23 protein-coding genes and 2 pseudogenes are annotated in these 26,032 nt (G+C 40.1%); 6 read left to right on the forward strand and 19 right to left on the reverse strand.

From position 1 onward, the window contains the following. Nucleotides 1-92 (forward strand): annotated as a pseudogene (locus FTU77_RS11860) (IS5/IS1182 family transposase); the annotation flags it as partial. Nucleotides 93-183: 91 nt separating this feature from the next. On the opposite strand, the gene FTU77_RS11865 reads toward FTU77_RS11860, so the two are convergent. Further along, nucleotides 184-1,182: a YafY family protein gene (locus FTU77_RS11865; protein ID WP_180051117.1), complete on the reverse strand. Its 999-nt coding sequence runs from the start codon at nucleotides 1,180-1,182 to the stop codon at nucleotides 184-186. A 260-nt stretch (nucleotides 1,183-1,442) separates the two neighbouring features. Here FTU77_RS11865 and FTU77_RS11870 point away from each other — a divergent pair, with 260 nt between their 5' ends. The 4 genes and pseudogenes from FTU77_RS11870 (at nucleotide 1,443) to FTU77_RS11885 (ending at nucleotide 5,142) form a co-directional block, all read left to right on the forward strand. Beyond that, nucleotides 1,443-2,990, forward strand: coding sequence for a circularly permuted type 2 ATP-grasp protein (locus FTU77_RS11870; protein WP_180055885.1), 1,548 nt, complete (start codon nucleotides 1,443-1,445; stop codon nucleotides 2,988-2,990). A 22-nt stretch (nucleotides 2,991-3,012) separates the two neighbouring features. Then, nucleotides 3,013-3,615 (forward strand): alpha-E domain-containing protein, encoded by a 603-nt coding sequence (locus FTU77_RS11875; RefSeq protein ID WP_180055886.1) that lies wholly within the window; start codon nucleotides 3,013-3,015, stop codon nucleotides 3,613-3,615. Continuing rightward, on the forward strand, nucleotides 3,612-4,391 hold the full coding sequence (locus FTU77_RS11880; protein WP_180055887.1) for a transglutaminase family protein: 780 nt from the start codon (nucleotides 3,612-3,614) through the stop codon (nucleotides 4,389-4,391). The genes FTU77_RS11875 and FTU77_RS11880 overlap by 4 nt, the downstream gene beginning before the upstream one ends. A 17-nt stretch (nucleotides 4,392-4,408) precedes the next feature. Beyond that, nucleotides 4,409-5,142: pseudogene (locus FTU77_RS11885) on the forward strand (peptidase). Nucleotides 5,143-5,221: 79 nt separating this feature from the next. Here FTU77_RS11885 and alr read toward each other — a convergent pair. The 14 genes from alr to ppsA all read right to left on the reverse strand — a co-directional run bounded on the left by alr (nucleotide 5,222) and on the right by ppsA (nucleotide 20,719). Further along, nucleotides 5,222-6,295: an alanine racemase gene (gene alr / locus FTU77_RS11890; protein WP_180055888.1), complete on the reverse strand. Its 1,074-nt coding sequence runs from the start codon at nucleotides 6,293-6,295 to the stop codon at nucleotides 5,222-5,224. Between the two features lie 48 nt (nucleotides 6,296-6,343). After that, on the reverse strand, nucleotides 6,344-7,783 hold the full coding sequence (dnaB, locus tag FTU77_RS11895) for a replicative DNA helicase (protein ID WP_078188586.1): 1,440 nt from the start codon (nucleotides 7,781-7,783) through the stop codon (nucleotides 6,344-6,346). Nucleotides 7,784-8,021: 238 nt separating this feature from the next. Further along, nucleotides 8,022-8,468, reverse strand: coding sequence for a 50S ribosomal protein L9 (rplI, locus tag FTU77_RS11900; RefSeq protein ID WP_078188585.1), 447 nt, complete (start codon nucleotides 8,466-8,468; stop codon nucleotides 8,022-8,024). Nucleotides 8,469-8,477: 9 nt separating this feature from the next. Next, nucleotides 8,478-8,705 (reverse strand): 30S ribosomal protein S18, encoded by a 228-nt coding sequence (gene rpsR / locus FTU77_RS11905; RefSeq protein WP_004278792.1) that lies wholly within the window; start codon nucleotides 8,703-8,705, stop codon nucleotides 8,478-8,480. A gap of 12 nt (nucleotides 8,706-8,717) precedes the next feature. Continuing rightward, nucleotides 8,718-9,104 (reverse strand): 30S ribosomal protein S6, encoded by a 387-nt coding sequence (gene rpsF, locus FTU77_RS11910; RefSeq protein WP_004696436.1) that lies wholly within the window; start codon nucleotides 9,102-9,104, stop codon nucleotides 8,718-8,720. A gap of 157 nt (nucleotides 9,105-9,261) precedes the next feature. Continuing rightward, nucleotides 9,262-10,050, reverse strand: coding sequence for a DUF3142 domain-containing protein (locus tag FTU77_RS11915; protein ID WP_180040406.1), 789 nt, complete (start codon nucleotides 10,048-10,050; stop codon nucleotides 9,262-9,264). A 6-nt stretch (nucleotides 10,051-10,056) separates the two neighbouring features. Continuing rightward, on the reverse strand, nucleotides 10,057-12,174 hold the full coding sequence (locus FTU77_RS11920; protein WP_180055889.1) for a hypothetical protein: 2,118 nt from the start codon (nucleotides 12,172-12,174) through the stop codon (nucleotides 10,057-10,059). Nucleotides 12,175-12,275: 101 nt separating this feature from the next. Next, the gene (gene cyoE, locus FTU77_RS11925; protein ID WP_180055890.1) at nucleotides 12,276-13,154 is read right to left on the reverse strand and encodes a heme o synthase; all 879 of its coding nucleotides are present in this window, start codon (nucleotides 13,152-13,154) and stop codon (nucleotides 12,276-12,278) included. A gap of 10 nt (nucleotides 13,155-13,164) precedes the next feature. Then, nucleotides 13,165-13,491 (reverse strand): cytochrome o ubiquinol oxidase subunit IV, encoded by a 327-nt coding sequence (locus FTU77_RS11930; RefSeq protein WP_078188582.1) that lies wholly within the window; start codon nucleotides 13,489-13,491, stop codon nucleotides 13,165-13,167. Further along, entirely contained in the window at nucleotides 13,491-14,111 is a 621-nt protein-coding gene (cyoC, locus tag FTU77_RS11935; protein WP_078188581.1) for a cytochrome o ubiquinol oxidase subunit III, read from the reverse strand. The genes FTU77_RS11930 and cyoC overlap by 1 nt, the downstream gene beginning before the upstream one ends. 4 nt (nucleotides 14,112-14,115) lie before the next feature. Then, a complete protein-coding gene (gene cyoB / locus FTU77_RS11940) occupies nucleotides 14,116-16,104 on the reverse strand; it encodes a cytochrome o ubiquinol oxidase subunit I (RefSeq protein ID WP_078193968.1) in 1,989 nt (662 codons plus the stop codon). 3 nt (nucleotides 16,105-16,107) lie between these two features. Next, nucleotides 16,108-17,175, reverse strand: coding sequence for a ubiquinol oxidase subunit II (gene cyoA / locus FTU77_RS11945; protein ID WP_078193967.1), 1,068 nt, complete (start codon nucleotides 17,173-17,175; stop codon nucleotides 16,108-16,110). A 300-nt stretch (nucleotides 17,176-17,475) separates the two neighbouring features. Then, on the reverse strand, nucleotides 17,476-18,258 hold the full coding sequence (locus FTU77_RS11950; protein ID WP_180055891.1) for an RDD family protein: 783 nt from the start codon (nucleotides 18,256-18,258) through the stop codon (nucleotides 17,476-17,478). Nucleotides 18,259-18,340: 82 nt separating this feature from the next. Continuing rightward, on the reverse strand, nucleotides 18,341-20,719 hold the full coding sequence (ppsA, locus tag FTU77_RS11955; RefSeq protein WP_180055892.1) for a phosphoenolpyruvate synthase: 2,379 nt from the start codon (nucleotides 20,717-20,719) through the stop codon (nucleotides 18,341-18,343). 153 nt (nucleotides 20,720-20,872) lie between these two features. On the opposite strand from ppsA, the gene FTU77_RS11960 reads away from it, so the two are divergent. Continuing rightward, a complete protein-coding gene (locus tag FTU77_RS11960) occupies nucleotides 20,873-21,709 on the forward strand; it encodes a pyruvate, water dikinase regulatory protein (RefSeq protein WP_180055893.1) in 837 nt (278 codons plus the stop codon). A 1,000-nt stretch (nucleotides 21,710-22,709) separates the two neighbouring features. Here FTU77_RS11960 and FTU77_RS11965 read toward each other — a convergent pair. The 4 genes from FTU77_RS11965 to FTU77_RS11980 form a co-directional block, all read right to left on the reverse strand. Further along, nucleotides 22,710-23,282: a flavoprotein gene (locus FTU77_RS11965; RefSeq protein ID WP_180004943.1), complete on the reverse strand. Its 573-nt coding sequence runs from the start codon at nucleotides 23,280-23,282 to the stop codon at nucleotides 22,710-22,712. Nucleotides 23,283-23,541: 259 nt separating this feature from the next. Beyond that, nucleotides 23,542-24,018, reverse strand: a complete 477-nt coding sequence (gene yiaA / locus FTU77_RS11970; protein ID WP_180007913.1) for an inner membrane protein YiaA — start codon at nucleotides 24,016-24,018, stop codon at nucleotides 23,542-23,544. Between the two features lie 233 nt (nucleotides 24,019-24,251). Continuing rightward, a complete protein-coding gene (locus tag FTU77_RS11975; RefSeq protein ID WP_180055894.1) occupies nucleotides 24,252-25,259 on the reverse strand; it encodes an LLM class flavin-dependent oxidoreductase in 1,008 nt (335 codons plus the stop codon). A gap of 179 nt (nucleotides 25,260-25,438) precedes the next feature. Then, on the reverse strand, nucleotides 25,439-25,966 hold the full coding sequence (locus tag FTU77_RS11980; protein WP_168377731.1) for a hypothetical protein: 528 nt from the start codon (nucleotides 25,964-25,966) through the stop codon (nucleotides 25,439-25,441). Nucleotides 25,967-26,032: the final 66 nt, after the last annotated feature.

The raw sequence follows: 26,032 nt of genomic DNA on the forward strand, positions 1-26,032 counted from the left end.
TTAGAGGAATTGCCACAAGATACGATAAGCTAAAACGTAACTATCAAAGCGCTGTTGCTTTAGCTTGTATATTTATATGGTTGCCTCTTTAGCTCAATTTATCGGCTGTAAATGTCAACACACCCTACTTTTATGTGCGTAACATTAGTTAGTATTTAAGGTAGCAGAAAACCTTAGATCGGTTTAATCATTGCGTTGTTGTACAACTATAGCGACTTCTTCAGGTTCAATTTTCTGAATCTTTTTCCCAAAACTACGCAGCCACCATGTTAACTGAGAGGTAAATGGTACTGTTGCACTAACTTCAACCCAGCCATCTTCGGTTTTTTGAATCACTTGATCTTTACTTAGCTGACTTTCTTCAAAATAAACTGCTTCTGATTCCGACATGGTTAATTTGAGTTGAATCATTTCAGTCGGCTTATTGAAGTCCACGCGGAAACCAAGCGCTCCAGAGTCAATATAGGCATCAATATCAAAATCGACAGGATGTAATGCACGTGAATTTAAGACCGTAGCTGATTTAAAACGATGTAAAGCAAAGGTTTGGATGTCCGTTTTGTCATGACGGGTGCATACCAAATAAATAATCGCACCTTTTTGGACCAACGCCAGTGGATTTAAAATATAGGTCTTTTCTTCGCTTTGTTGTCCACGACCTTGATATAGACATTCAAGTTGTTTGTCTTGTAGTAAGCCTTCATAAATCGATTGCTGTGCAGCTTTTTCAACCACAGGAGGAATTAATGGCTGAGTTGCTGGTACGATACGCACGCGGTTAATCCACTGACGGACATTATTTTGCGACGACAGACTTCGACGTGCGAGGTCAAACCAAGGATTCATTTCTTCAATTAAGCTCGGTGGAAGCAAATGCTTTAGATGCTCCTCCACCATCATAAAGGTGACCGCTTGCGAGCTGGTCATATGTGGCAAGCTTTGAATCGGTGCATCTGAACGCCAACGCCATCCTTGCGGAGTTGTTTTACTGCTTTCGATCGGGAAGCGCAGAGAAATTTGATTTAAATCGCGCTGAATGGTGCGTAGGCTGATATCAATACCTTCACGGTTCAGTATTTCTTGTAATTCACGGGTACCCATCCACTTACCTGTGGACAGCCGTGAAAGAATTTGCCACTGACGATAGAGGCTGTTCGACGTTTCTTTTTCTTGTGAAGACATAATCTAGTGCTTGAACTTGGACTTAAATGAATAAAATGATGCTGTGGGACACAATAAGAAATCTTCCTGCGTTAAGCAAGTCTTCATCTGAAAAAACTAAGATGATTTTAATAACGCAATTTGACACAACTTGAGCAGTTACATGCTGTACCACTTTGTAAAAATGATGCATAAATAATCAAAGAGAAGCAGCATATGTATTGATGGCATATATATTGCTTTATCTTATTTACAAAACATGACAAAAACATGGAGTTGCTATGCTGAAAGAAAATCGTAATACAACTTCAAATGGAATTGAGGGTTATGAGGCAAAGTTGGTTAATACTTCTGTCTCTACATTAAAAATTTTACCACTTGCTCGAGGATATGCGCTGTTTAATCAATTCAATTCGGATTTTTTTAATGAAATGCGCGACAGCAAAACGGTAGCTAAAGAATCATGCCAACGGATAGAGCAGTGGTTATCACAGCATACGCTTGATGAATTGAAGCAACTAAATCAGGTTGCAAAACAACATTTTCTCTATGAAGGCATTACTTTTACAGTGTATGGCGAAGATGAGGGCATTGAACGCACCATACCTTATGATCTTATTCCGCGTGTGATTGCACGAAAGGAATGGAATAATTTATCTCTAGGCTGCGCACAGCGCGTGAAAGCACTCAATCTGTTTTTACATGATGTCTATCATCAACAAGATATTTTAAAAGCAGGAATTATTCCTGAACTGCAAGTCTTAACCCATGAAGCCTATTTGCCACAAATGTATATGCATGGGCTAAAAGGTAAAATTTATAGCCAAATCAGTGGCATTGATATCATCCGAGATCAATCAGGCGAATTTTACGTCCTTGAGGATAATCTTAGAACACCGTCTGGTGTGTCGTATATGCTAGAAAGCCGTAAGATCAGTCAAAAACTGATGCCTGAACTTTGCCAGCAAAGCAACATCATGGGGATTGAGCAGTATCCGCAGCTTTTACGTGAAATTCTTGCAGAAAATGCCTACGTCGATAACCCGTTTATCGTGGTTTTAACCCCAGGGAGTTTTAACAGTGCTTATTATGAACATGCTTTTTTGGCAAGGGAGATGGATGTACCCTTAGTGACATCGCGTGACCTTTATGTAGAAAACGATAAGGTTTATGTGAAAACCATTAAAGGCCGACAACAGGTTGATGTAATTTATCGTCGTGTGGATGATGCTTTTCTCGATCCATTATGTTTCAAACCTGACAGTACTTTGGGCGTAGCAGGGCTCATGTCAGCGTATATGCAACATAATGTGGTCATTGCAAATGCACCGGGAACAGGCGTAGCAGATGATAAATCGATTTATCCATATGTGGATAAAATGATTCATTTCTATTTAGGCGAACAAGCGATCCTGAAAAATGTGCCGACCTATCAATGTCGTGAGCAGAACGAATTGGATTATGTGCTCTCGAATATCGAAAAATTGGTGGTCAAAGAAGCGCAGGGTTCAGGTGGTTACGGCATGCTGATCGGTCCACAAGCTTCTTTACAAGAATTAAATAGCTTTAAAGATAAAGTGGCCGCAGCACCACATTTATATATTGCACAGCCGACTTTAAATTTATCTGTCAGCCCAACCCTAAGTGAGGCGGGTGTTTCGGAACGCCATATCGATTTACGCCCATTTGTACTGAGTTCACCATATCGAACTGAAATTGTACCGGGTGGCTTAACTCGTGTCGCGATGCAAGCAGGTTCATTGGTAGTGAATTCTTCTCAAGGCGGCGGCATTAAAGATACGTGGGTAGTAGACGATTTACGCTCATAGCACTCCAGTGAAGGAGCAAAACATGATTTTATTAAACAGTAATGCAGAACATATTTTTTGGTTGGGGCGTTATTTAGCACGTACTCAATATTTATGCAGTATTTTCCCTTTTCAAGATGTTGATACGGCATTGAGCTATGCACACGCTTTTTGTTTGCCAGCATTTGATGCCGACTCAATGAATGAGTTAGTTTTAAATGCGGAGCAGCCGGCGTCATTTTCCAGCCAATTTCAATATGCGCAAAGTAATATTCAGGACTTAAGGGGTGTACTTTCAGCAAAAAGTTATGCAGAACTCAGCCGTTTAATTCGTAATGCGAGTGATAACCCAGGTTATATCTGTGACGTGGTAACAGATTGCCAAGATGTTTTAGAGTCCGAATCTGAAGATGTATTTTTATTTTTTAGTTTAGGACAAGCCATAGAGCAGCTTGATCGCCAGTTACGCATGCAGCAGGACATTCAACACACCCTAGCGAAGATTGAACATATTGTCATGGCTTTGGTTCAGTTTGGATGGGAAAGCGTGCAAGAGGCATGGTTGGCACTTAAACAGCAGCCGAATAGCCAAAACTTCTACCATTTCAGTGATCATATCCAAAATATGTTTGAGGTGGCTGTATGAGGCTCATGATCAACCATCAGACCCATTATGTTTACACTGATGTGGTAAACAGAAGCATTCAATATATCAAAATGACCCCGTCCACCAATGCACACCAACAGGTGCAAAATTGGGATGTGAGTGTGCCGGGGCAGCGTGATATGCAATTGGATACTTTTGGTAATGTGTGGTTGACCACAACTCAGCGCGAACCTTATCTGCAAATGACCATTATGGCGCAGGGCATCGTAGAGATGAATTTGAATTCAACAGATTCAAATTCAGATGATTTAAACCCGAAATTGTTTTTACAGCCAACGCCGAGTACGCAGTACGATATTCACATGAAAAGTTTTGCCGATTGCTATGTCCCTCGTATCAATCGTGCCAATCTGATTCGTTTGGCTGAAGCGATATTGGCGCATATTCCCTATGTATCGAATCAAACATCGGTACATACTTCAGCGATTGATGCTTTTCATCATAAGCAAGGGGTATGTCAGGATCATAGCCATGTCATGATCGCAATGTGTCGCTATTTGGGTATTCCTGCACGTTATATTTCTGGGTATTTATTTGTGCCGAATAGTAGCCACCTTGCCAGTCACGCTTGGGTAGAAGTCTATATCGAAAATAAATGGTATTGTTTTGATGTCAGTAATCAGCTATTTACACCACAATCACATATTTATGTTGCGATTGGGCGGGACTACTGGGATGTAGCTCCAGTTCGAGGCGTTCGTGATAAAGGTGGTACTGAGTCAATGAGCTCAATTGTACAAGTGTTGAGTTGTTAATCATTTGAGGGATAAAAATGACCTATTGTTGTGCATTACGATTAAAAGATGGCATGGTGTTTGTCAGTGATACACGTACAAATGCAGGAGTTGACCATATTTCAGTTTTTCGTAAACTTTATACCTTTGGTATTGCGGGTGAGCGATTTATTACCATCCAAACCTCTGGGAATTTAGCTACTACACAAGCGGTCATCGGGCATTTACAAAATCAGCTAGAGGTCAAACAAGAGCCGAATTTATATAGTGTAAATACGATGTTCGAAGTGGCTGAATTGGTCGGGCATACCTTAAAAAAGTTATCTCTGATGTCACCTCAGATATTTTAGAACAAAGTAATTATTACTGTAGTTTATTAGTAGGTGGTCAAATTGGTAGCGCTGATATGCAGCTATATAATATCTATCCGCAAGGTAATTTTATTTGTGCGACACCGGATACCCCATATTTTCAAATTGGAGAAAGTAAATATGGTAAGCCGATACTTGACCGAACTTTGCGTTACGATATGCCGCTCGATGAAGCAATGCGCTGCAGTTTAATTTCTTTTGATTCAACGATACGCTCAAATGTGTCTGTAGGTATGCCATTAGATGCTTTAGTCTATAAGAAAGACAGTTTAGAAATACCTACTGGTAAACGCATTTATGAAGAAGACCCATATTTTACAATGATCAGTAGAGGATGGTCTGAAGCATTGCGTCAGGGCTTAATCGAGTTAGCAAAACCTACAGCTGACTATTTTCAATGACGATTTAATCTGAAAATAAAACAATATATAAAGCCAATAAAAAAGCCCAGAATTGATCTGGGCTTTTTGATTTGGCTAATTAAGCTAATTTACGTACAGGGCGCGCGCTCATACGGCATAATAATTCATAGCCAATGGTTCCGTTCGCTTCTGCAACGTCATCAACCAGACGATCTTTGCCCCAAAGCTCAACTTCAGTGCCTATTGGTGCATTCATACCAGTGATATCAATCGCAATCATATCCATGGCAACACGGCCAATTACCCGCGTTTTCTGTCCTTGAATAGATACATAGTTTTGTTTAGGGAAGGCACGTGGATATCCGTCCCCATAACCAATCGACACAATCGCAAGATTCATTTCTTGCTCTGCAACAAAAGTCGATCCATAACCCACAGATTCACCAGCTTGAATGGTATTTAGAGCAATCACTTCAGCGGTAAAGGTCATCACTGGTTTAAGATCTAATGCTTCTACAGAACGGTCTGCGAAAGGTGTAGCGCCATATAGCATGATGCCTGGACGAACAAAATCAAAATTCAGTTCTGGCCATTTGAAAATCGCTGCTGAGTTACAGCACGAACCCATGATTGGCGCACAAGCTTCTTTTACGTGTAAAAATTGTTCACGTTGTTGGTCATTTAGTGGATGATTTTCTGCGTCAGCATTGGCAAAATGCATAGCCAGTACGCAAGTAAAACCTTCCGCCTTTAATGCATTGATAACATCAATAATTTCAGGCACTTTAAAACCTAAACGGTTCATACCGCTGTTGAGTTTAACCCAAACTTTCAGACCTTGAGCGATATAGGCATCTTTATGCTCACGTAACCAATTTAGTTGTTGCTGATGATGCACCACACATTCAATTTTTTTATCGATGATAATTTGCATTTCATCATCTGAGAAAATGCCTTCAATCAACGTAATGGGTTGTTCATAACCCAGTTCACGAATTTCTAAGGCTTCTTCTAGGCAGGCAACACCGAAGGCATCACTGTCTTTTAAGGCTGCTAAGCAGTCTTTAACTCCATGTCCATAAGCATTGGCTTTCACCATACTTACAATTTTAGCGGTTGGGGCAAGTTGTTTGACACGGTTTAAATTATATTGAAGTGCTTGTTGATCAATATAAACTGTAGCTTGGCGCACCCTAAATACTCCTACAGGGTCGATGAATTAATGGATGATAAAAAGTCTTTACTCTTCATCATCATACTGAGCATAAAACTCAGGGGAGAGGTTACTAAATTTGGTGTATTGACCTTCAAAGGCAAGACGCACAGTACCAATTGGACCGTTACGCTGTTTACCAATAATAATTTCTGCAGTACCCGCTTCTTTAGATTCTTTGTTATAAACCTCGTCGCGGTAAATAAACATGATCAAATCGGCATCCTGCTCGATTGCACCTGATTCACGTAAGTCGGACATCACTGGGCGTTTATTAGGACGGTTTTCCAGTGATCGGTTCAACTGTGACAGTGCAATTACTGGGCAGTGCATTTCTTTAGCCAGTGCTTTTAAGCTTCGGGAAATTTCTGAGATCTCGCCAACACGGTTATCGCCCATACCGGGTACTTTCATAAGCTGCAAGTAATCGACCATGATGCAGCCAAGTTTACCGCCGTGCATTTTGGCAATTCGGCGCGCGCGGGCACGTACTTCCGTTGGAGGTAGTGCAGACGAGTCATCGATATACAAATTCTTTTCTTGGAGATGCACAATGGTACTGGTTACTTTCGACCATTCATCTGCATCCATTTTACCTGCACGTAAATGCCCTTGGTGTACACGACCGAACGAGGATATCAAACGCATTGCAATCGAGTCCGCGGGCATCTCCATAGAGTAAACTAGAGCGGGCAGGTTGTTATTAAACAGCACACTTTCAACCAAGTTCATGGCAAAAGTAGTTTTACCCATCGATGGACGGGCCGCCACAATAATCAAATCGCCTGCTTGCATACCTGAGGTTTTATTATCAAGTTCTACAAATCCAGTGGTTAAACCCGTGATACTGCCTTCAGTTTGAGAAAGTTCATTCAACTTATCAAATACACTAGCAACGACAGAGTTAATGGCTTTAGGGCCTTGAGCTTTGGCGTTGTTGTTGTGTTGCTCGGCAATAGAGAAAATATTAGTTTCTGCTAGATCTAAAATTTCACTGACCGTACGACCTTTGGTGTCATAGGCATTTTGTAAAATTTCTGAGCTGACTTTAATCATGCTGCGTAAAGTGGAAAATTCTTTAATTTTTGCAGCATACGTTTCAAGGTTATAGAAACTTGAAGGTGAATCTGACATGAGTTGCATCAGATATTCTTCGCCACCAGCAGCATCGAGCAAGTTTTGTTTAATCAGCCAGTCATTGACCAAGACCGCATCATAAGGTGAGCTATCTTTTGACAGTTGATCGATGGCACGGAAAATATATTTATGACGGGTCGCATAAAAATCAGCTTCAGTCAGTACATCACCCACTTGCTCAAAAGATTCTGCAACGGTCATCAGTGCAGCAAGCACGGCTTGTTCAATCGCAAGGTTATGGGGTGGGGTACGAAACTCTTTCAACGAACTTTGTTCTGTGGTTTTTGCTGTTGGCGTAGAGTTTGGCTTGCTGGCATTCGCCTGTGACATAAAAATCCCTGATGCTGAAACCATTTAATGTGATGGAAATGGGTGCTAATTACAGTTTTTTCAACTCTTCATTGAACTGAAATGATAGGCGTTTTCTACAGAAATGCGAACAAGTATTTCCGATTAATTCGTCATACATTGAATTGAATGAAGAGTTAAAAATATAAAAAAGTTGGAGCACTATTTTTTACAGATAAAAAAAGAGCATGCGTAAGCATGCTCTTTTCTTTGCAAGAAATTACTCAGCTACGATAGTAACTAGAACTTCTGCAACAACATCATGATGCAATTGGATTGCGATGTTGAATTCACCAGTGTTGCGAAGCGCACCATTTGGTAAACGAACTTCTGCGCGGTCTACAACAAGACCAGCATTAGTTAACGCGTCAGCGATGTCACGAGTACCGATAGAACCGAATAGTTTACCTTCGTCACCAGCTTTAGCAGTGATCACGATGTTAACTTCGTTCAATTGGTCAGCACGTGCTTGAGCAGCAGCTAATACTTCAGCTTCTTGTTTCTCAAGTTCAGCACGACGAGCTTCAAATGCAGCAGTGTTAGCTTCAGTAGCAGCAACTGCTTTACCTTGAGGGATAAGGAAGTTACGGCCGTAACCAGCTTTAACTGAAACTTTATCGCCTAATTTACCAAGGTTTTTAATGCGTTGTAATAAGATAATATCCACAGCTCAACCTCACTTATGATTGTCAGTGTAAGGGATCAAAGACAAGTAGCGAGCTTGTTTGATAGCAAGCGCTAATTGACGTTGGTAACGAGCTTTAGTACCTGTAATACGGCTAGGAACAATCTTGCCGTTTTCAGTGATGTACTGTTTTAAAGTGTCGATATCTTTGTAGTCGATGTACGTAACGTTCTCAGCTGTAAAGCGGCAGAACTTGCGACGACGGTAAAAACGTGCCATGTTATGTTCTCCTTATGCTTCAGCAGAGTCTTGAGCTTGTTGTGCTTCTTCACGTTGAGCTTTACGCGCACGTTTTTCTTCAGCACTCTTAGCCAATAGTGACTCTTCAGTGATAGCGTTTTCACGACGGATGATAAGGCTACGAATGATTGCATCGTTGTAACGGAACAATTCTTCTAGCTCATCAAGAGTAGTTTGACCACACTCAACATTCATAAGAATGTAGTGAGCTTTGTGGATCTTGTTGATTGGGTAAGCCAATTGACGACGACCCCAGTCTTCAAGACGGTGGATTTGACCTTCAGCTTCTTTGATGTGAGTTAGGTAACGTTCTACCATACCCACAACTTGATCGCTTTGGTCTGGATGTACCAATAGTACGATTTCGTAGTGACGCATTGTCAGCTCCTTACGGTTTAGGCAGCCCCAATCATTAATTGATTGAAGCAAGGAGTCACAACCAAAGTTGTGTCGCAATAATTGCGAAGCGTGAATTTTAGAGCGTTTAGGTTTGAAATACAAGGCATGGATTTAAAATGCTTGAGTTATTTATGGTTTAAGGCCGATTAGCGGTACGCAATAAAAACACCACATAACCTTTAAAATAAGGATCATTAATTAAATGTTGAGGTGCGTGCCAAAGGCCATTTTGTACAAGGCCTATTTTATAAGGTAGTTTCAATTTTGAGACTTTATTCAAATAGCTCGTGTAATTCTCGATCGTGACACTACCACGATAAGTTTGAATAGCGATCTCATCAATATTGCGTCGCAAAACACTGAGCGTTTGCTGATCTTGAATATTTGTCCAATCCATTAAACCAGTAATGCTTAAACGATATTTTTGAGGTAGTTGCTTTCGTATATTTTCAAGGAATAAGGCATATTGATGAATGTTTTTAGTTTTTGCGTCAAAATCGATTTGTAAGCCTTGGATCTGATTGCCGTTATTTTCCCAATGTTTTAGCCGCTGCAAAATTTGCTGAATATTGCTATTTGACCATTGTAAATGATGGCTACGGATTACAATCCAAATTTTCTGCTGTGGTTTATGGAGGACTTGAATGCCTTGAGGGATAAACTCGGATCGTTTTAAAGGTTTATTCCAATTCAATTCACCTTGTAAAATATAGAGCTCCGTGGCTTGCTGTAAGTAGGGGCTACTAGAAATATTGCCCCAAATCCAAAAACTTGAATAATGTGCTGCATCAACACGTTGCTGTAATTTGGTTTGAGCCTGTTGTGTTTTTCCAGATTGGGCAGGTGTGCAAGCAGAGCACAAACCTATACTCAAGATAAGCAAAAGTCGAAATGTTCTTGACCACTTGATCACCTGCAAAATCATCATCAATTACCAATAATATTTTAGAGATTTAGCCCAGCTGGTTTCTGGATAGTCGCGTTTGATTTGATCAAACCATTGTTTTCGAACCGACTTATTTACATCTTTGTCTTGGCATTCATTATTGCCACTTGGCGCATAACATTGAATGGCACGGTACAGCGCATAAGCCGTTAATTCAGATTTTGTCCCTGTTTTAATAATGTTTTTATATACATCGCCACGGGCAAAATAAGTACCCTTGAAACTTTGCAGTGAATGATCAGGCAGGTAGTTGAGATTTAGTATGGTATAGGCTTGTGAACTACGCGCATATTCACCTAAGCATAAATTAAGGCTCAGGTCTTTTGGGTTGACTTGCAATTGTTGGGTCAAAGTTGCCAAGTCAGGACATTTAATCGAATTGCTCACGCTTGCACCTTTCCATAAGAAATTTGCAAATGATGGCTGATTGCGAAACTTCTCCGCAGTGTTTTGTTCAGTATTAAATTGAGCCGCGTTGCTTGGTAATTCACGATACGCTTGGTTAAATAAATCAAAGTTTTGATAAGCCAATGACTTATTTAGTAGGGTATAAAGCGCAACATTTTTTTGATCTTGCGTGGCCACGTTATTTTTGACCACAGACATTAAACTTTGTTCATTCGCTGCATCGACTAAATATTGTTGCTGTAGATAAGCTTGCTTGATTTTGGCTGAAGAACCAATAAATTGTGCAGTATTTTGCTGTTGAGCATAGTAGCGATAGAGCATAAGTTCAGCCAATCCACGTTGTTCGGCGGTTTTGCTGATGGAAAGTAGGTTTTCCCAATATTTTTGAGTGGTTTGATTTCGCCCACTAGCTTCCAGAATGCGGCCTTTAAGTAGTAGCTGACTCAACTGTAGGTAACTGTTGATGCTGCTCGGTACTTGTTGTGGCAGATATTTGAGTGCTTCTTGTGCTTTGTTTTGCACATTAAATAAGTGATTTGCCTGCAAATACTGAAACAGTTCTGGTGAATCTTTAAAATATTTTTTCTGTGCGTTTAACTCAGCCCATGAAATGACCACATCATCGGCCATTTCTTTTTTGCGCATATGCATAAGGTCATAAATGCTAAGAAAAAATGGATCTTTCAAATTTTTGACATTGAGTCTATTACTTTGAAAAACATGTCGATCTAATTCATAAGGTAGATTTGGCAATTCTAAATTATAGACGCTGGATGTTGGATGATTGATTTGCCAAACATATTCATTGATCAGTAAATCGTGTTTACCGCTGAGCCAAAAACCACGTCTTAATAAACCGCGTGCGCTTGCAGCATATTGACCCTGCGGATAGAGCTTAAAGTACTGAGTAATGTTATTAAAAAAAGTGGTTAATAAGTTTTGATTGAGTTTGTCATGATCTAAATCGCCATATTCACCTAAACCACTTTGATAAGCCTCATTTAAAGCACTTCGAATCAACATATATTGTGATGTTTCTTTCAGCCAAGGTTGATACACATTAGTTAATACTGAATAAATCTTAGTCGCTGTGGAAAAGTTAGCATTATAAAAAGAGATCGTTGCATTTAAATAGGATACATATTGACGTGCAGCGGCAGACCAATTGGGATTCACGCTCAGTAAAGCTAATGTGTTTTCACAGTTATTAATTTTTTCACGCTCGTGGATCAACATGTCTTTTTCACTGCTTGAAAGCTTAGTGTCGGTTTTGACTTGTTGAATAAACGCGTGCGCACCATTTTGCAGGCTATTGCAATGCTCGTTATAGCTTAAATCTGGTGCTTTTAGAGGTTTGCGTGCATTTGGCAATTTATTGTGGCTATTCACTAAAAGACTGGAAACTTCAAAAGGGACTTTGCTATAGCTAGTTGTCCATAAAGTGGATTTTTCTTCTTGAATATTAAATTTGGCAATGCCTAAATCGCTAAGCAACAGCAGCATATTGGTTTGATTGTCATTTGCCGGCGTGAGCGCAGGCAATTCATTGCATGCAGTATAGGCATTGGTCTGAATTTCTGTCGAAGGTTCACAATAGACATCCATACCTGCATGACTGTGTGCACTAAAGAAAATGCCAAAAGGAATAAATGATGTGAAAAGAGCAGAGCGAAGAATTTTTTGTTGAGAAGACATAAGGCACAGTTATTTATAATTGTAGGTGCAATGATATCAAGTGGGGAAAGTTGATTGAAGATGCCTAGAAATAAAAAAGATAGAGTAAAACTCTATCTTTTTTAAAAAAATACAATTGGCTTTAGAGGGGCAGTGGAAGTAAAACAAAAAATTAAACTAATCACTGTGATCAATTTGACCGAAAACATGAAATATTGTTTTGCCCAAACTTGATCATCTTCAGCTTTGAATCCTTGAATGGATAAATAAATCCAATACAGACTTAAGGCATTCAGGACAATCATATAAATCCAATTGGCATAACCATAAAAGTATAAACCGTTCATGGTGATGCAGAACAAAATCACGTAAACCAAAGATTCAACCTTGGTTCGATGAATTGAACGTGCTACAGGTAAAATTGGAATTCCTGCATTTTTGTAGTCATCAAATCGGTAAACTGCAATTCCCCAAGAATGAGGCATTTGCCAAAATGCATAACCAATAAAAATCAGTAATGCACCTAAATCAAACTGGTTTGCAACAGCCGTATACCCGATTACAGGTGGCGCTGCGCCAGAAAGACTGCCGATAATGGTTTGATGAATTGTTGTTCGTTTTGTCCATAAGCTGTAAAAACCAACGTATACGACAAAACCAATAACAGCAAAAAGAAAAGCGTAAGCATTTACCCAGAACCATAAAATACTAAAACCAAATACACCTAAAACTAAAGCAAAAACTAAAGCAACAGGAATCGAGATTGATTTTTTAACCATCGCACGATTTTGTGTGCGTTGCATTTTTGAGTCGATGTCTTGGTCAATAACGTTATTGACAACACATCCAGAAGCGACCACAAAGAGGGTGCCTAAGAGGGTAAGAAGCAACAGAAGGAAATCTACAGAACCTTGGGCAGCTACAAAGTAGCCACCCAAAGCGGTAACAAAGTTACCGAAGAGAATTCCTGGTTTAGTCAGGAATAAATACTTTTTCAGCATGACGACCAGTTTAGATCATCATGTTGAAGTGAAGGTAGTTCATAATCCACACAGAACCTACTAAAAGGATAGCAATTGTGAGGATTGTATAAACAAATGCAATCACGTTCCAGCGTTGCTCTGAAGAAGAGTTCATATGCAGGAAGTAAACTAACTGAATAAGAACCTGAGCAACCGCAGTAATCGCGATTACGGCAACCAATAGACCGCGGCTAAAACCACCTGCCATTACCATACCGAATGGAATTACGGTAAGTAGAACAGAAAGGATAAAACCGATTGTATATTGTTTAACGTTACCGTGAGCTGCACCAGCAGAGTTATGATCGTGACTCATTAGATAACTCCCATCAAGTAAACAACGCTGAATACGCAGATCCAAACGATGTCAAGGAAGTGCCAGAACAAGCTTAGGCAAGCAAGACGACGAGTGTTTGGAAGTGTCAAACCATATTTCTTGATTTGGAACATCAACACAAGCATCCATACCAAACCAGAAGTTACGTGAATACCATGCGTACCAACTAGAGTAAAGAACGCAGATAAGAACGCACTTGTGCTTGGGCCATGACCAGCATGAACTAAATGATTGAACTCATAAAGTTCCATGCCAATGAAGGCTGCACCAAATACCCAAGTAACTGCTAACCAAGTTAAAACTTGACCAACATTTTTCTTGTATGCTGCAAGAACAGCAAAACCAAAAGTTACAGAAGAGATAAGAAGGGCGAAAGTTTCAGTTAAAACGAAACCTAAAGATTCACCAAACAGCTCTTGTGCACTTGGCGTACCCACTGGAACGTGGCTACTTAATACAGCGAACGCGATGAAGAGTGTCCCGAAAAGAACCAAGTCACTCATCAAGTAAGTCCAGAAACCAAAGACAGTGATGTCAGTATCATCGTGATGATGATGCTCGTCATGTCCGTGGTTGTCGTGATGAAGTACTTCAGCCATTGTCTTAGTCCTTCTTCAAATGTTTTTCAAGAAGCGCGTAGCGTTCATTTTCAATACGTTCAACTTCTGCAGCTGGAACATAGTAGTCCACTTTCTTTGTGAAAGAAGAAACGATGAAGCTGATAATTGAAGCAATGAAAGTTACAACGACTAACCACCAGATATGCCAGATTAATGCGAAGCCCATAACTGTAATAAACATTGCAATTACGAAACCTGCCGCACGGTTTGTAGGCATATGGATGTCTTCGTATGTAGTTGGCTTAGCGTAAGCAACACCATTTTCTTTGTCAGTCCAGAAAGTATCAATACCATTGATCTTTGGAAGATAAGCAAAGTTATAGAATGGTGAAGGAGATGAAGTAGCCCACTCAAGAGTACGACCATCCCAGATATCGCCAGTAACGTCCATGTTGTCTTTGCGTTGAAGGAAACCAACAACGATTTGCATAACAAAACAGAAGATACCGATAGCAACCAATACAGAACCAAATAAAGCGATCGCTAAGTACGGATCCCATTCAGGGTTGTCATATGTATTCAAACGACGAGTCATACCCATGAAACCAAGGATATAAAGTGGCATGAATGCAAAGTAGAAACCGAAGAACCAGAACCAGAACGCTGCTTTACCCCAAGTTTCATTCAGTTTCCAACCAAACATTTTTGGCCAGTAGAAAATGATACCCGCGAACATCGCGAACACTACACCACCAATAATTACGTTATGGAAGTGAGCGATAAGGAATAAAGAGTTGTGTACTAAGAAGTCCGCTGGTGGAACTGCCATTAATACGCCTGTTAAACCACCAATACCGAAAGTCACAAGGAAGCCAAGTGTCCAAAGCATTGGAGTTGTATAGGTGATGCGGCCCTTGTACATGGTGAATAACCAAGAGAAGATTTTCACACCAGTAGGGATCGCAATGATCATGGTCATGATACCGAAGAACGCGTTAACGTTGGCACCAGCACCCATTGTAAAGAAGTGGTGAACCCATACAACTAGTGAAAGAACACCAATTGCTACAGTTGCGTACACCATTGATTTATAGCCGAACAACGCTTTACGTGAGAACACAGCAGTAACTTCTGAGTAAATACCAAAAGCAGGTAATACCAAGATGTAAACTTCTGGGTGACCCCAAGTCCAAATCAAGTTTACATACAACATTGGGCTACCACCCATGTCATTTGTAAAGAAATGGAAGCCGAAGTAACGGTCAAGTGAAAGCATTGCAATAGTCGCAGTCAAAACTGGGAATGTTGCAACGATAAGCACTACAGTAACTAATGCAGTCCAAGTGAAAATAGGCATGTCCATAAGTTTCATGCCAGGCGCACGCATTTTGATGATGGTAACGAAGAAGTTAACACCAGTAAGAAGCGTACCTAGACCAGAAACCTGAAGTGCCCAGATATAGTAGTCTACACCTACACCTGGAGAGTATTCGATGCCAGAAAGTGGAGGGTAAGCCATCCAACCTGTTGCAGCGAATTCACCAATTGCAAGAGAAGCCATCATCAAGCCCGCAGCGCCGGCGAATAACCAGAAGCTAAGAGAGTTTAATAATGGGAATGCTACGTCACGTGCACCAATTTGAAGTGGTACAGCAACGTTCATTAAACCAACAACTAGACCCATTGCTACGAAGAAGATCATGATTACGCCATGGGCAGTAAAGATCTGGTCATAGTGTTCTGGGTGTAAGTAACCTTCACCGCCACCTTTTGCAAGGAACAGTTGAAGACGCATCATAATCGCATCGGCAAAACCACGCACAAGCATGACAATTGACACGAGGATATACATGATACCAATTTTTTTATGGTCTACAGATGTGAACCATTCGTTCCACAAGTAGCCCCATTTTTTAAAGTAGGTGATACCAGCAACAATTGCGATACCGCCAAGGATCATCATTGCAACAGTAACCAACACGATTGGGTCGTGTGGAATTGCATCTGGTCCTAACTTACCTAATAAGCTCATGTCTTATTCCCCTGCAACAGTCGCATGTTCAACGCCTGCATGAGCTTCAGAAGCAGCAGCTTCGTGTCCAACAGTAGCTGTATGATCAGCACCGTGGTAGTTGCTCATGTATTTGTTAATCACTGATTCGAACAATTTAGGTTCAACTGAAGAATAGTAAGTCACTGGGTGTGGCTTAGTAGGGTAAGGCTTCATTGCTTCAGCTAGAGCCTTCTCTTCAGGAGTAGTTGCTTTGGCAACTAAAACTTCGATCTGGTGTTTAGAACGGTTGCCGTCACGTAAGGTTGCAAATTCAGCTTGGTCTAAAACAGTTTTTTGAACCGCTTCAGGATTAACTGAAGAACCATTACCAGCTTTAACAGCAGAAACCCATTCAGCAAACTGAGCATCAGTCACAGCATGTGCACGGAAGCGCATTTGTGAGAAGCCATAACCTGAATAGTTAGAAGAGAAACCACGGAAGCCTTCAGCAGGACTAGTTTCATCAGCTAATAAGTTCAAGTGAGTTTGCATACCTGCCATAGCATAAATCTGACCACCTAACGCCGGAATGAAAAATGAGTTCATTGTGAAGTTAGATGTTAAACGAAGGCTTACAGGAGTTTTCTCAGGGAAGCGGATCTCGTTTACAGTCGCGATGCCTTGTTCAGGGTAGATGAAGATCCATTTAAATTGTTCAGCAATAACTTGAACAGTTAAAGGAGCTTTATCTGACTCGAGTGGACGGTAAGGGTCATACTTGTGGGAACCCCACCAAGTTAACCAAGCTAAAATAGCGATAATAATTACGGGAATACCCCAAACTACAACTTCAATTGCAGTCGAGTGTGCCCAAGTAGGTGCATAGTCTGCATCTTTATTTGACGCGCGATATTTCCAACCAAACCAGAGAGCCATAAGTGCTGATGGAATAACGACCAACAACATTAGGTAGATCGCAGTAAGCATGAGGTTTGACTGACCTTCAGCAACTGGACCTTTTGAGTTTAGAAGTACCATATCACCACCACACCCAGTTAAGAGTGCAGCGATCGCAGATAAAGACAATACAGCTAAAATTGTTTGTCTCATTTTACAACCTCGGTGAAGAGTCCCATTCCCTAATTTTTAAAATTGGGATAGCGAATAAAGTGTCGCATGATTGTGATTTTTCAGATATGAAAAAAGTTCACAATGATGTGACACCGCTACGTTGTAGGGCATTATGCCTGATATCGGCAAACTAAGCTATACATAAAGATGCTTTAAATGACTGTATTAAAACCCTATTTTGTTGGTCGGGATTGTGTTTTTTTTATCTGAATTTTATTTTAATTTCAATGTAATGCACAAAAAAGGGATGAAAAAATCATCCCTGAATAAAAGTGAAAGTTATTGGTTTATTACCTTGGTTTTTGCTAACTTGTCATGCAAAGTTTGACGCTTTTTGCCGAAAATAAAAACGGAATCAATGATTGCGCTTAAAGGCATCGATAAAAAGTTCAGAAAAATAAATAAAACACTACGTAAAGTGAAGCCACGCATGAGGTTTACAGGTTGGCTGGTTTCGGCATCTACGATTTTAATTTTGGTGATTTTTTTACCAATACTTTGACCAGATTTAGCAATCAAATACGCTTGAATGAAAAGCATAATGAAGAGGTAAGCAAACATTGCAATCCAAGCTTGGTTGGGAAACATCTCAACCATTTGTGTTTGTAGTGCTTGTAAAACATTAGGGTCAGCATTTGGGGTCATCACAGCTTGCATAAACTGTTCATTTAGATTGGCAAATTGTGTCTTTTCACTTGGATTAAAAAATGCCGTTAAGATAAAAGTTGCCGGTATCCAAAGGAGTAAATCGACGATTTTAGCCAGGACACGTTTAGGAATACTTGCTAGGCTAGTTTGCTCTTGTACCGCTTGAGACTGTGCGTAGGTATTTGATGGTGTAGTTGCAGTTTGATTTGATTCGAATGCTGTTGGTGCAGTATATCCTGCAGGCATATAAACCAACTGACCTTGAGTGAGTTCACCCAAAGCTTTCCATTCGGTCATACCTTGGTGCCAAACCAAGTCCGTGAGTAACACTTGTTGGCTCGCGAGCATTTGGTTAAGTTGTTCTAAGGTGTAGGGACCAGCTTGTTGGTTATTTCGTGCCAAGTAAATCTGCATAAAACTAAAATCTCAAAAAACGTCTGTAAAAGTATAAATAAAAAAAAAGACCCACATGTGGGTCTTTTTTTAACACAGTTTATTAAGCTTGTTGAGCTTTTTCTTCAGAAAGGAAGAACCATGTGTCTAATACTGAGTCTGGGTTAAGCGAAACAGACTCGATGCCTTGTTCCATTAACCATTTAGCTAGGTCAGGGTGATCTGAAGGACCTTGACCACAAATACCTACGTATTTGCCAGCTTTACGACAAGCATGGATTGCCATTGAAAGAAGTGCTTTAACGGCTGGATCACGTTCATCAAATAGGTGAGAAACGATACCAGAGTCACGGTCTAGACCGAGTGTTAACTGAGTTAAATCGTTAGAGCCGATAGAGAAACCGTCGAAGTGTTCAAGGAACTGTTCAGCCAACAATGCATTGGTTGGAAGTTCACACATCATGATCACTTTAAGACCATTTTCACCACGTTTAAGACCGTTAAGCGCTAACAATTCAATAACACGTTTCGCTTCAGCAACAGTACGTACGAAAGGAATCATGATTTGAATGTTAGTTAAGCCCATTTCGTCACGTGCTTTTTTCAGTGCGCGGCATTCAAGTTCGAAGCAGTCACGGAAGTTGTCAGACACATAGCGGCTAGCACCACGGAAGCCTAGCATTGGGTTTTCTTCTTCAGGTTCGTATAACTTACCACCGATTAAGTTTGCATATTCGTTTGACTTAAAGTCAGACATACGAACAATCACTGGTTTGTCAGCAAACGCTGCAGCAAGTGTAGAAATACCTTCAACTAGTTTTTCAACATAGAATTCGATAGGAGATGCATAACCCGCAGTACGTGACATTACAGCAGCACGAGTTTCACGTGGTAGGCTGTCAATATTAAGCAATGCTTTAGGATGTACGCCGATCATACGGTTGATGATGAACTCAAGACGAGCAAGACCAACACCTTCGTTAGGAATTTGAGCAAAGTCAAATGCGCGGTCAGGGTTACCTACGTTCATCATAATTTTGAACGGAAGTTTAGGCATAGATTCGATAGAATTGCGTTGGATTTCAAAGTCCAAAGCACCTTCGTAAATAAAGCCTGTGTCACCTTCAGCACAAGAAACAGTCACTTCTTGACCGTCTGTCAATAATTCAGTTGCATTACCACAACCTACGATTGCAGGAACACCAAGTTCACGTGCAATAATCGCAGCGTGACAAGTACGACCACCACGGTTAGTGACAATCGCAGCAGCACGTTTCATTACTGGTTCCCAATCTGGGTCAGTCATGTCAGATACAAGTACGTCGCCGTCTTGAACTTTGTCCATTTCTTTGATTGAAGTCACGATACGCACGCGACCAGAACCAATACGTTGACCGATTGAACGACCTTCACAAATCACTGTACCTTTTTGTTTTAAAAGGTAGCGCTCCATTGTACCTACGCTTTGGCGACTTTTCACAGTTTCAGGACGTGCTTGAACGATATAGATTTGACCGTCATCACCGTCTTTAGCCCATTCGATGTCCATTGCAGAACCGTAATGGTTTTCAATGATCAATGCTTGTTTAGCAAGTTCTTGAAGTTCGTGGTCATTTAAAGCGAATTGTTGACGATCTGCTTTTTCAACGTCTACAACAACCACTGATTTACCAGCAGCGCCTTCTTCACCATAAATCATTTTTTGGTGTTTAGAACCAAGGTTACGACGTAATACAGCGTGTTTGCCTGCATTTAGAAGTGGTTTAGATACATAGAATTCGTCAGGGTTAACTGCACCTTGTACAACCATTTCACCCAAGCCATAAGATGCTGTGATGAAAACTGCGTCACGGAAACCAGATTCTGTATCTAGTGTAAACATTACACCAGCAGCACCTGTTTCAGAGCGAACCATGCGTTGAACACCAGCAGATAACGCAACGACGTCATGTGCGAAGTTTTGGTGTACACGGTAAGAAATTGCGCGGTCGTTATAAAGTGAAGCAAATACTTCTTTAATCGCAACAAGGATGTTATCGATACCACGGATGTTCAAGAAAGTTTCTTGTTGGCCTGCAAATGAAGCGTCTGGTAAGTCTTCTGCAGTTGCAGATGAACGAACGGCAACCGCGATTTCAGGGTTGCCGTTTGAAAGAGCTGTGAAAGCTTCACGAATTTCTTTTTCAAGTTCAGCAGTCAGCGGAGTGTCTACAATCCATTGACGGATTTTCGCACCAGTTTCAGCAAGTGCATTTACATCGTCAACATTGAGTGCAGCAAGTTCAGCGTTAATTTTAGCGTTCAGGCCACTTTGCTCGAGGAATTCACGATATGCTTGAGCTGTAGTAGCAAAACCACCAGGAACAGATACACCAGCATTTGCGAGATGGCTGATCATTTCACCTAATGATGAGTTTTTACCGCCCACGAGTTCTACGTCGTGTTTCCCTAATTTTTCTAGACCAATTACGCGCGCTTCCAAAGTTGTTACTCCACTTTTGCAGTATTAATCACTATCTTGGCATGAAATTATAACAAATTACTTAGCATTCTAAATTTACTAAGTGACAGTCATGTAAGATGGTTTACTATAATGATTATATAGCACTAAGACAAATTTTGGAGGAGAATTTTAATGTCAGAAGGTAAACAGATTCAGCGTAGTGTTTTCTTTGTTTCGGATGGTACCGCGATTACCGCAGAAACGCTTGGTCATTCACTGTTAGCACAGTTTCCACATGTAGATTTTGACATTCATATTATTCCTTATATTAGCTCTGAAGAAGCAGCTACAAATGTGGTTGCAGAGATCAATCTTAGAGCGCAGCAAGACGGTCAAAAGCCTTTGGTGTTTGACACCCTTGTTGACCCGTATGTACGTGACATTATTAATACGGCAGATGCAGTAAATCTTGATGTTTTTGAAGGGCTTATTAGTAAATTATCTGACGAGTTAGGCACAGCTCCTACAACTTTAGTCGGTCAAACCCATGCAGTAACAGATTCTGAGTCTTATAAAGCACGTATTGATGCGGTGCATTTTGCTTTAGATAACGATGATGGGGCACGTACTCGTCATTATGACAAAGCCGACTTAATTTTAATTGGCGTGTCACGTTCGGGTAAAACACCGACTTCCATCTATCTCTCTTTGCAATTTGGTATTCGTGTAGCGAACTATCCGTTGACAGAAGAAGACTTGGATGACAACCGTTTACCTGCAGTTTTACGTGAGCATAAACATAAGTTATTTGGCTTGATGATTGATGCAGAGCGCCTTGTAGCAATTCGTTCAGAGCGTAAGGCCAATAGCCGTTATGCAAGTTTTAGTCAGTGCCAAATGGAACTACGTGCGATTGAAGGTATTTATATTTCTGAAGGAATTAAATACTTAAACGTGTCTGAAATGTCGATTGAAGAAATTTCTACACGTGTTTTACAAATGACCGGACTGAAGCGTCGCATTGGTTAAGTGTAAATTGAGCCACTTTGGTGGCTCTTCTGATGATAATAAATTACTGTATAAATTATATAAAAATAGTATTAATTTCTGGTTTGTCATACTTTTAATGAATGATAAATATTTAAGATATTGATGAAAATTTTCCTCAATATTTAGACTTAAATTTTAAGCAATTTTTGCATTCATTTGTGTACCAGTTCGATGAATTTCTTTGCCTGGAAATTTATAAAATATGGCCAAATTGACAGCACAAATCTTTTAAAAGAATCCGTGTTTTGCTGTATTTTTATCTATGAATTAAGCCTGAATAATCCACTTGATATGAGTTGTATAAATACAAGATTTAGCTAATATGGTTTAATATTTAATCAATTTTTCAAAAATACTGATTTAAATGCTAAAAAAATAGGCAGAAAATAGAATAAAAAATAATCAAACAGTCGCTTTTAGGTGTTAAATCTCAAGAAATGGCATCATTTATTTAATTGATGTGGGTGGGGAATGCTCGAATTGAGACTATTTAGGCTTTAAAAGCAGATATGAAGTGATATTAAAATTGGATTTTTAGCAGTTATTTTCTTATTGAATATAGATTAGAACATAGGTAAATGTCGGCTGAATATGAGCATCGGTATAAATTTTCCTACTTATAATTAGTCATTAAAAGAGTTGTGTAAGACAAAATTAAGAGACTGAAAATTTATTGGTTTGAAATAAAATTTTCATGAAGAATTGATCATAACTATTCAAAAATCGCACTTCTATAAATGAACTGTAGCTGATGATGCAGGTCGGAGGCATGATTTAAGTCTGAGCGCTGAAAAAGCATGTAGCACGATTAAAGCTATTTTCATTTATGGATTTTTAAGAATCCTTAGCCTTACCGAATAGAAGTATTCAATAACGTAGGGGATCTAGCAAAAGCCACCAGAGATGGCTATTGGTGTTGTGAGTTTTGATCAATCGGATAAATTCTAGTAATTGTCATGTGAAAATAATTGCAATGTAATTACTTTTCTTTAGGCTGGTTAGATTCGCTGCGCACAATGACATCACACTCAAACGTATGCTCATCTAAAGCCGTGATTGAATTACTCTGAATTTTTGCAATAGGCCAAGTGTTTAAGATGCAGTTGGGCTGCTGTAATGCTGCATAATAATGATCCGATTTTAGGAAGGTTTTGTTCTGAATTGCGGTATTTGGACTGAGTAAATGTCTTAACCAATGGTTCGGCACTTGATCTTCTAAAAAGCGAATCGCCAAAATACTCTTAATACGATTGCTAAATAAACGTCGATTTTTTGCTATCAGTGGATGTTGAATTAATTTATTCAATAGACGTTCAGTACGCGGTAAAACAAATTGCGGTTTGATTTGATAGACCATGATGTTATCTGCAACCTGACATAGATGATGTAGTTCAGAGACCACATGCTGATCTATCCCAATAATTGCGATTTTTTGATTCTTAAAATCATAATCTTTGATCTGTTCTGAACTGATGATCGTTCCACGAAAGTGTTCAAAATCCTCTAGATGATTATTAAAAATATGGTGGGTTGCATCCTGCTTGTTGGCCATATTTATTCCTTGTCTTTTGTTTTTTTAGTTGAGTCTTAGATAGGAATATATTCTGTGATGGGCCAGTCGGGGTAAAGCGTTTTTTCAGTCTGATGAGTCATACAATTTGTCTAGAATTGATTTGCTTGGCCCTTGTCATTTATACATTTCTAGGAGTGAACTGATTTTTTTATGCGTTGAAGTTCATCTTTCGCTCAAGCAGGTCGAAATAATGAGCGACCTGCATGAACAGCTTTTGAGATCTATAATTTTGTGAGTTTTAAAGTGGTTCATCATCTGATGAGTTATAGTCAAGCTGACTCGTGGTTGAATGTTTAAGTTCGGGTTGGTCGGTATGGGTACGTAAATAGTCCATATCACGAATATTTTTTTGTACAGCAACTGCACCAAACAGACTCATTAGGAAAGCCATCATGTAAAAACCTTTTTCACTTAATGCCAGTTCAGCATTCCATAGACCAATGGCAAGAAGTACGAGGCAAATAATGACGGATGCCCAGCACAGTCCAAAGTAGATTGCAGTGACATGCATTCCTTCTAAACGGTCACGAATGATTTTTTGTAGTGAAACCGATGAAAATAATCCATAAAGCAATAAAATGAGATAAAAGCCTTTTTCATTCAACATCATATTTGCATTGAATAAACCTATGCAAAACACCACAGCGCCTAAGATCAGTGCACACCAACTTGCTGCGATAAATGCGGGTGTGGGTTTATTAATATATTGGCTCATCTGCTTATTTTTCTCTTTGTTTTGCTTATGTTTAATATTTATACAGCAATAAAAATGAGTAAAGCAATTATTTCGTTGAGGCAATGATGGTTTTTAAGTACAGGTTTGGTCGTTGTTAGCCGAAACCATATTATCTGTTGACTGCTATCCGTCTAAAGAGCCACAAAAAATGTAGTCACAATTCTACCTTTAGACGGATTAAACGCTTGGATTAGATTATTAAGCTTAGAGTCTTAAGCGAGATCATTTTTGATTTGCATTAAACGTTCGAAGTTTTCAATGCGCTTATCGGTATCGTAAATGTCACAGGTGAAAATAAATTCATCAACGTCATATTTGGTGAGTAGGTTTTCTAAACCTGCTCGAACGGTTGCATTTGAACCGACTTGTCCCATAGCGTAGAAATTATCTACGGACATCTTTTCTGCAGCAGACCATAGGCCTTGCATACTGTCGACCGGAGCTTTAAGTTTTAAACTTTGACCACGCATTAAACCTAAAACTCGCTGATAAGCACTTGTTGCCAGATATTCTGCTTCTTCATCTGTTTCAGCAACAACCGTTGGTACGCCCATAGAGACATAAGGTTGATCTAAATATTCGGATGCTTGGAAATTTTCACGATAGAGCTGAATTGCTTGTCCAAGCATGCGTGGCGCGAAATGTGAAGCAAATGAATAGGGTAGACCTAAACGTGCAGCGAGTTGTGCACTGAACAGGCTTGAACCTAAAAGCCATACAGGAACATGTGTATTTTGTCCCGGTGTAGCAATGATGCGCTGCTGTGGCTCAGGTGCTTTGAAGTATTGCAATATCTCAAGGACATCTTGTGGAAATTGGTCTTCGGTTTCCTGACGGCCACGGCGAAGTGCGCGCATGGTGGTTTGGTCGGTACCCGGCGCTCGACCTAAGCCGAGTTCAATGCGGCCGGGATATAACGTTTCAAGTGTGCCAAATTGTTCAGCGACAACCAACGGCGCATGGTTGGGCAACATAATCCCGCCTGAACCGAGCTTGATGGATTGTGTATTTGCTAAGAGATAACCGAGTAAAACCGCAGTTGCAGAACTTGCGATGCCATCCATATTGTGGTGTTCGGCTAACCAGAGACGCTCATAGCCAAGTTGTTCTGCTTTCTGTGTTAACTGGAGTGCATGTTTGAGTGAAAATTCGATGGTTTTATCATCTCGAACAGGTGCGAGTTCAAGTATTGAAAATTTTGTATCGGCTAGAGTGCGCATGTTTTCTCTCAGAGATCTTTATATCGAAATAATACGATATAAAACGCCTAATGTATATCGAATAAATTCGATATATTGGTTGGGCTGTGTAAAAAGTCAACTTTTGGTATATCTAAACTTTTTTTTATAAACAAAAAAAGCACCCGAAGGTGCTGATTTTTTTCATTGAAATATCTCGATTAACGTTTACCGTTTTTGTACCAACCTAAGTGACGACCATTGTCTCCACGGTAGCCTCGGTCGTTGTAGCTGTAATTATTGGTACGATAGCCACGGTTGTTATAACGACGGTCATAGCGATCATCATAACGACCATTGTAGCGGTCATCATAGCGACGGTCTTCAGACACTTTTTTACCAAGCGCAGAACCACCGGCTGAACCAAGTGCAGCACCGATATAACCACCGTTTGTGCCGCCCATGTTTTTACCTACGGTATAACCACCCGCGCCACCAAGTGCGCCACCAATGATGGCACCATTACGGTCACGTTTATTCGCTGATGCAGCAGCACCTGCACCACCACCAATTGCTGAACCAATCATTGCGCCTGTTTGGCCGCCAACTTGGTTCCCGATTGCTGCACCAACAACACCACCTAAAGCAGATGTTAATGCAGTATTGGTGCTATTACCTGCATGTGTCGCAGTCATGGTAAGCGCTGAAGCGGCAATTGCTGCACTGAATAGAATTTTATTAATTTTCATTTTTAAACTCCTTACGAAGCATGATGTTTATCTGTTGATATCAATATATGAAAACACATAGCGAAT

The sequence above is a fragment of the Acinetobacter sp. YH12142 genome (genome assembly GCF_013418435.1).
Classification (GTDB): Bacteria; Pseudomonadota; Gammaproteobacteria; order Pseudomonadales; family Moraxellaceae; genus Acinetobacter; species Acinetobacter amyesii.

Bases quoted from the DNA above. Each gene is read 5' to 3' on its own strand.
- cyoC (WP_078188581.1), bottom strand. From the start codon at position 14,111: ATGGCTGAAGTACTTCATCACGACAACCACGGACATGACGAGCATCAT.
- FTU77_RS11920 (WP_180055889.1), bottom strand. From the start codon at position 12,174: ATGTCTTCTCAACAAAAAATTCTTCGCTCTGCTCTTTTCACATCATTT.
- dnaB (WP_078188586.1), bottom strand. From the start codon at position 7,783: ATGTCACAGGCGAATGCCAGCAAGCCAAACTCTACGCCAACAGCAAAA.
- FTU77_RS11870 (WP_180055885.1), top strand. From the start codon at position 1,443: ATGCTGAAAGAAAATCGTAATACAACTTCAAATGGAATTGAGGGTTAT.
- rpsR (WP_004278792.1), bottom strand. From the start codon at position 8,705: ATGGCACGTTTTTACCGTCGTCGCAAGTTCTGCCGCTTTACAGCTGAG.
- FTU77_RS11915 (WP_180040406.1), bottom strand. From the start codon at position 10,050: ATGATTTTGCAGGTGATCAAGTGGTCAAGAACATTTCGACTTTTGCTT.
- FTU77_RS11965 (WP_180004943.1), bottom strand. From the start codon at position 23,282: ATGGCCAACAAGCAGGATGCAACCCACCATATTTTTAATAATCATCTA.
- FTU77_RS11950 (WP_180055891.1), bottom strand. From the start codon at position 18,258: ATGCAGATTTACTTGGCACGAAATAACCAACAAGCTGGTCCCTACACC.
- FTU77_RS11930 (WP_078188582.1), bottom strand. From the start codon at position 13,491: ATGAGTCACGATCATAACTCTGCTGGTGCAGCTCACGGTAACGTTAAA.
- FTU77_RS11980 (WP_168377731.1), bottom strand. From the start codon at position 25,966: ATGAAAATTAATAAAATTCTATTCAGTGCAGCAATTGCCGCTTCAGCG.
- FTU77_RS11880 (WP_180055887.1), top strand. From the start codon at position 3,612: ATGAGGCTCATGATCAACCATCAGACCCATTATGTTTACACTGATGTG.
- FTU77_RS11865 (WP_180051117.1), bottom strand. From the start codon at position 1,182: ATGTCTTCACAAGAAAAAGAAACGTCGAACAGCCTCTATCGTCAGTGG.
- FTU77_RS11875 (WP_180055886.1), top strand. From the start codon at position 3,013: ATGATTTTATTAAACAGTAATGCAGAACATATTTTTTGGTTGGGGCGT.
- rpsF (WP_004696436.1), bottom strand. From the start codon at position 9,104: ATGCGTCACTACGAAATCGTACTATTGGTACATCCAGACCAAAGCGAT.
- cyoE (WP_180055890.1), bottom strand. From the start codon at position 13,154: ATGCTGAAAAAGTATTTATTCCTGACTAAACCAGGAATTCTCTTCGGT.
- FTU77_RS11975 (WP_180055894.1), bottom strand. From the start codon at position 25,259: ATGCGCACTCTAGCCGATACAAAATTTTCAATACTTGAACTCGCACCT.
- cyoA (WP_078193967.1), bottom strand. From the start codon at position 17,175: ATGAGACAAACAATTTTAGCTGTATTGTCTTTATCTGCGATCGCTGCA.
- cyoB (WP_078193968.1), bottom strand. From the start codon at position 16,104: ATGAGCTTATTAGGTAAGTTAGGACCAGATGCAATTCCACACGACCCA.
- yiaA (WP_180007913.1), bottom strand. From the start codon at position 24,018: ATGAGCCAATATATTAATAAACCCACACCCGCATTTATCGCAGCAAGT.
- FTU77_RS11960 (WP_180055893.1), top strand. From the start codon at position 20,873: ATGTCAGAAGGTAAACAGATTCAGCGTAGTGTTTTCTTTGTTTCGGAT.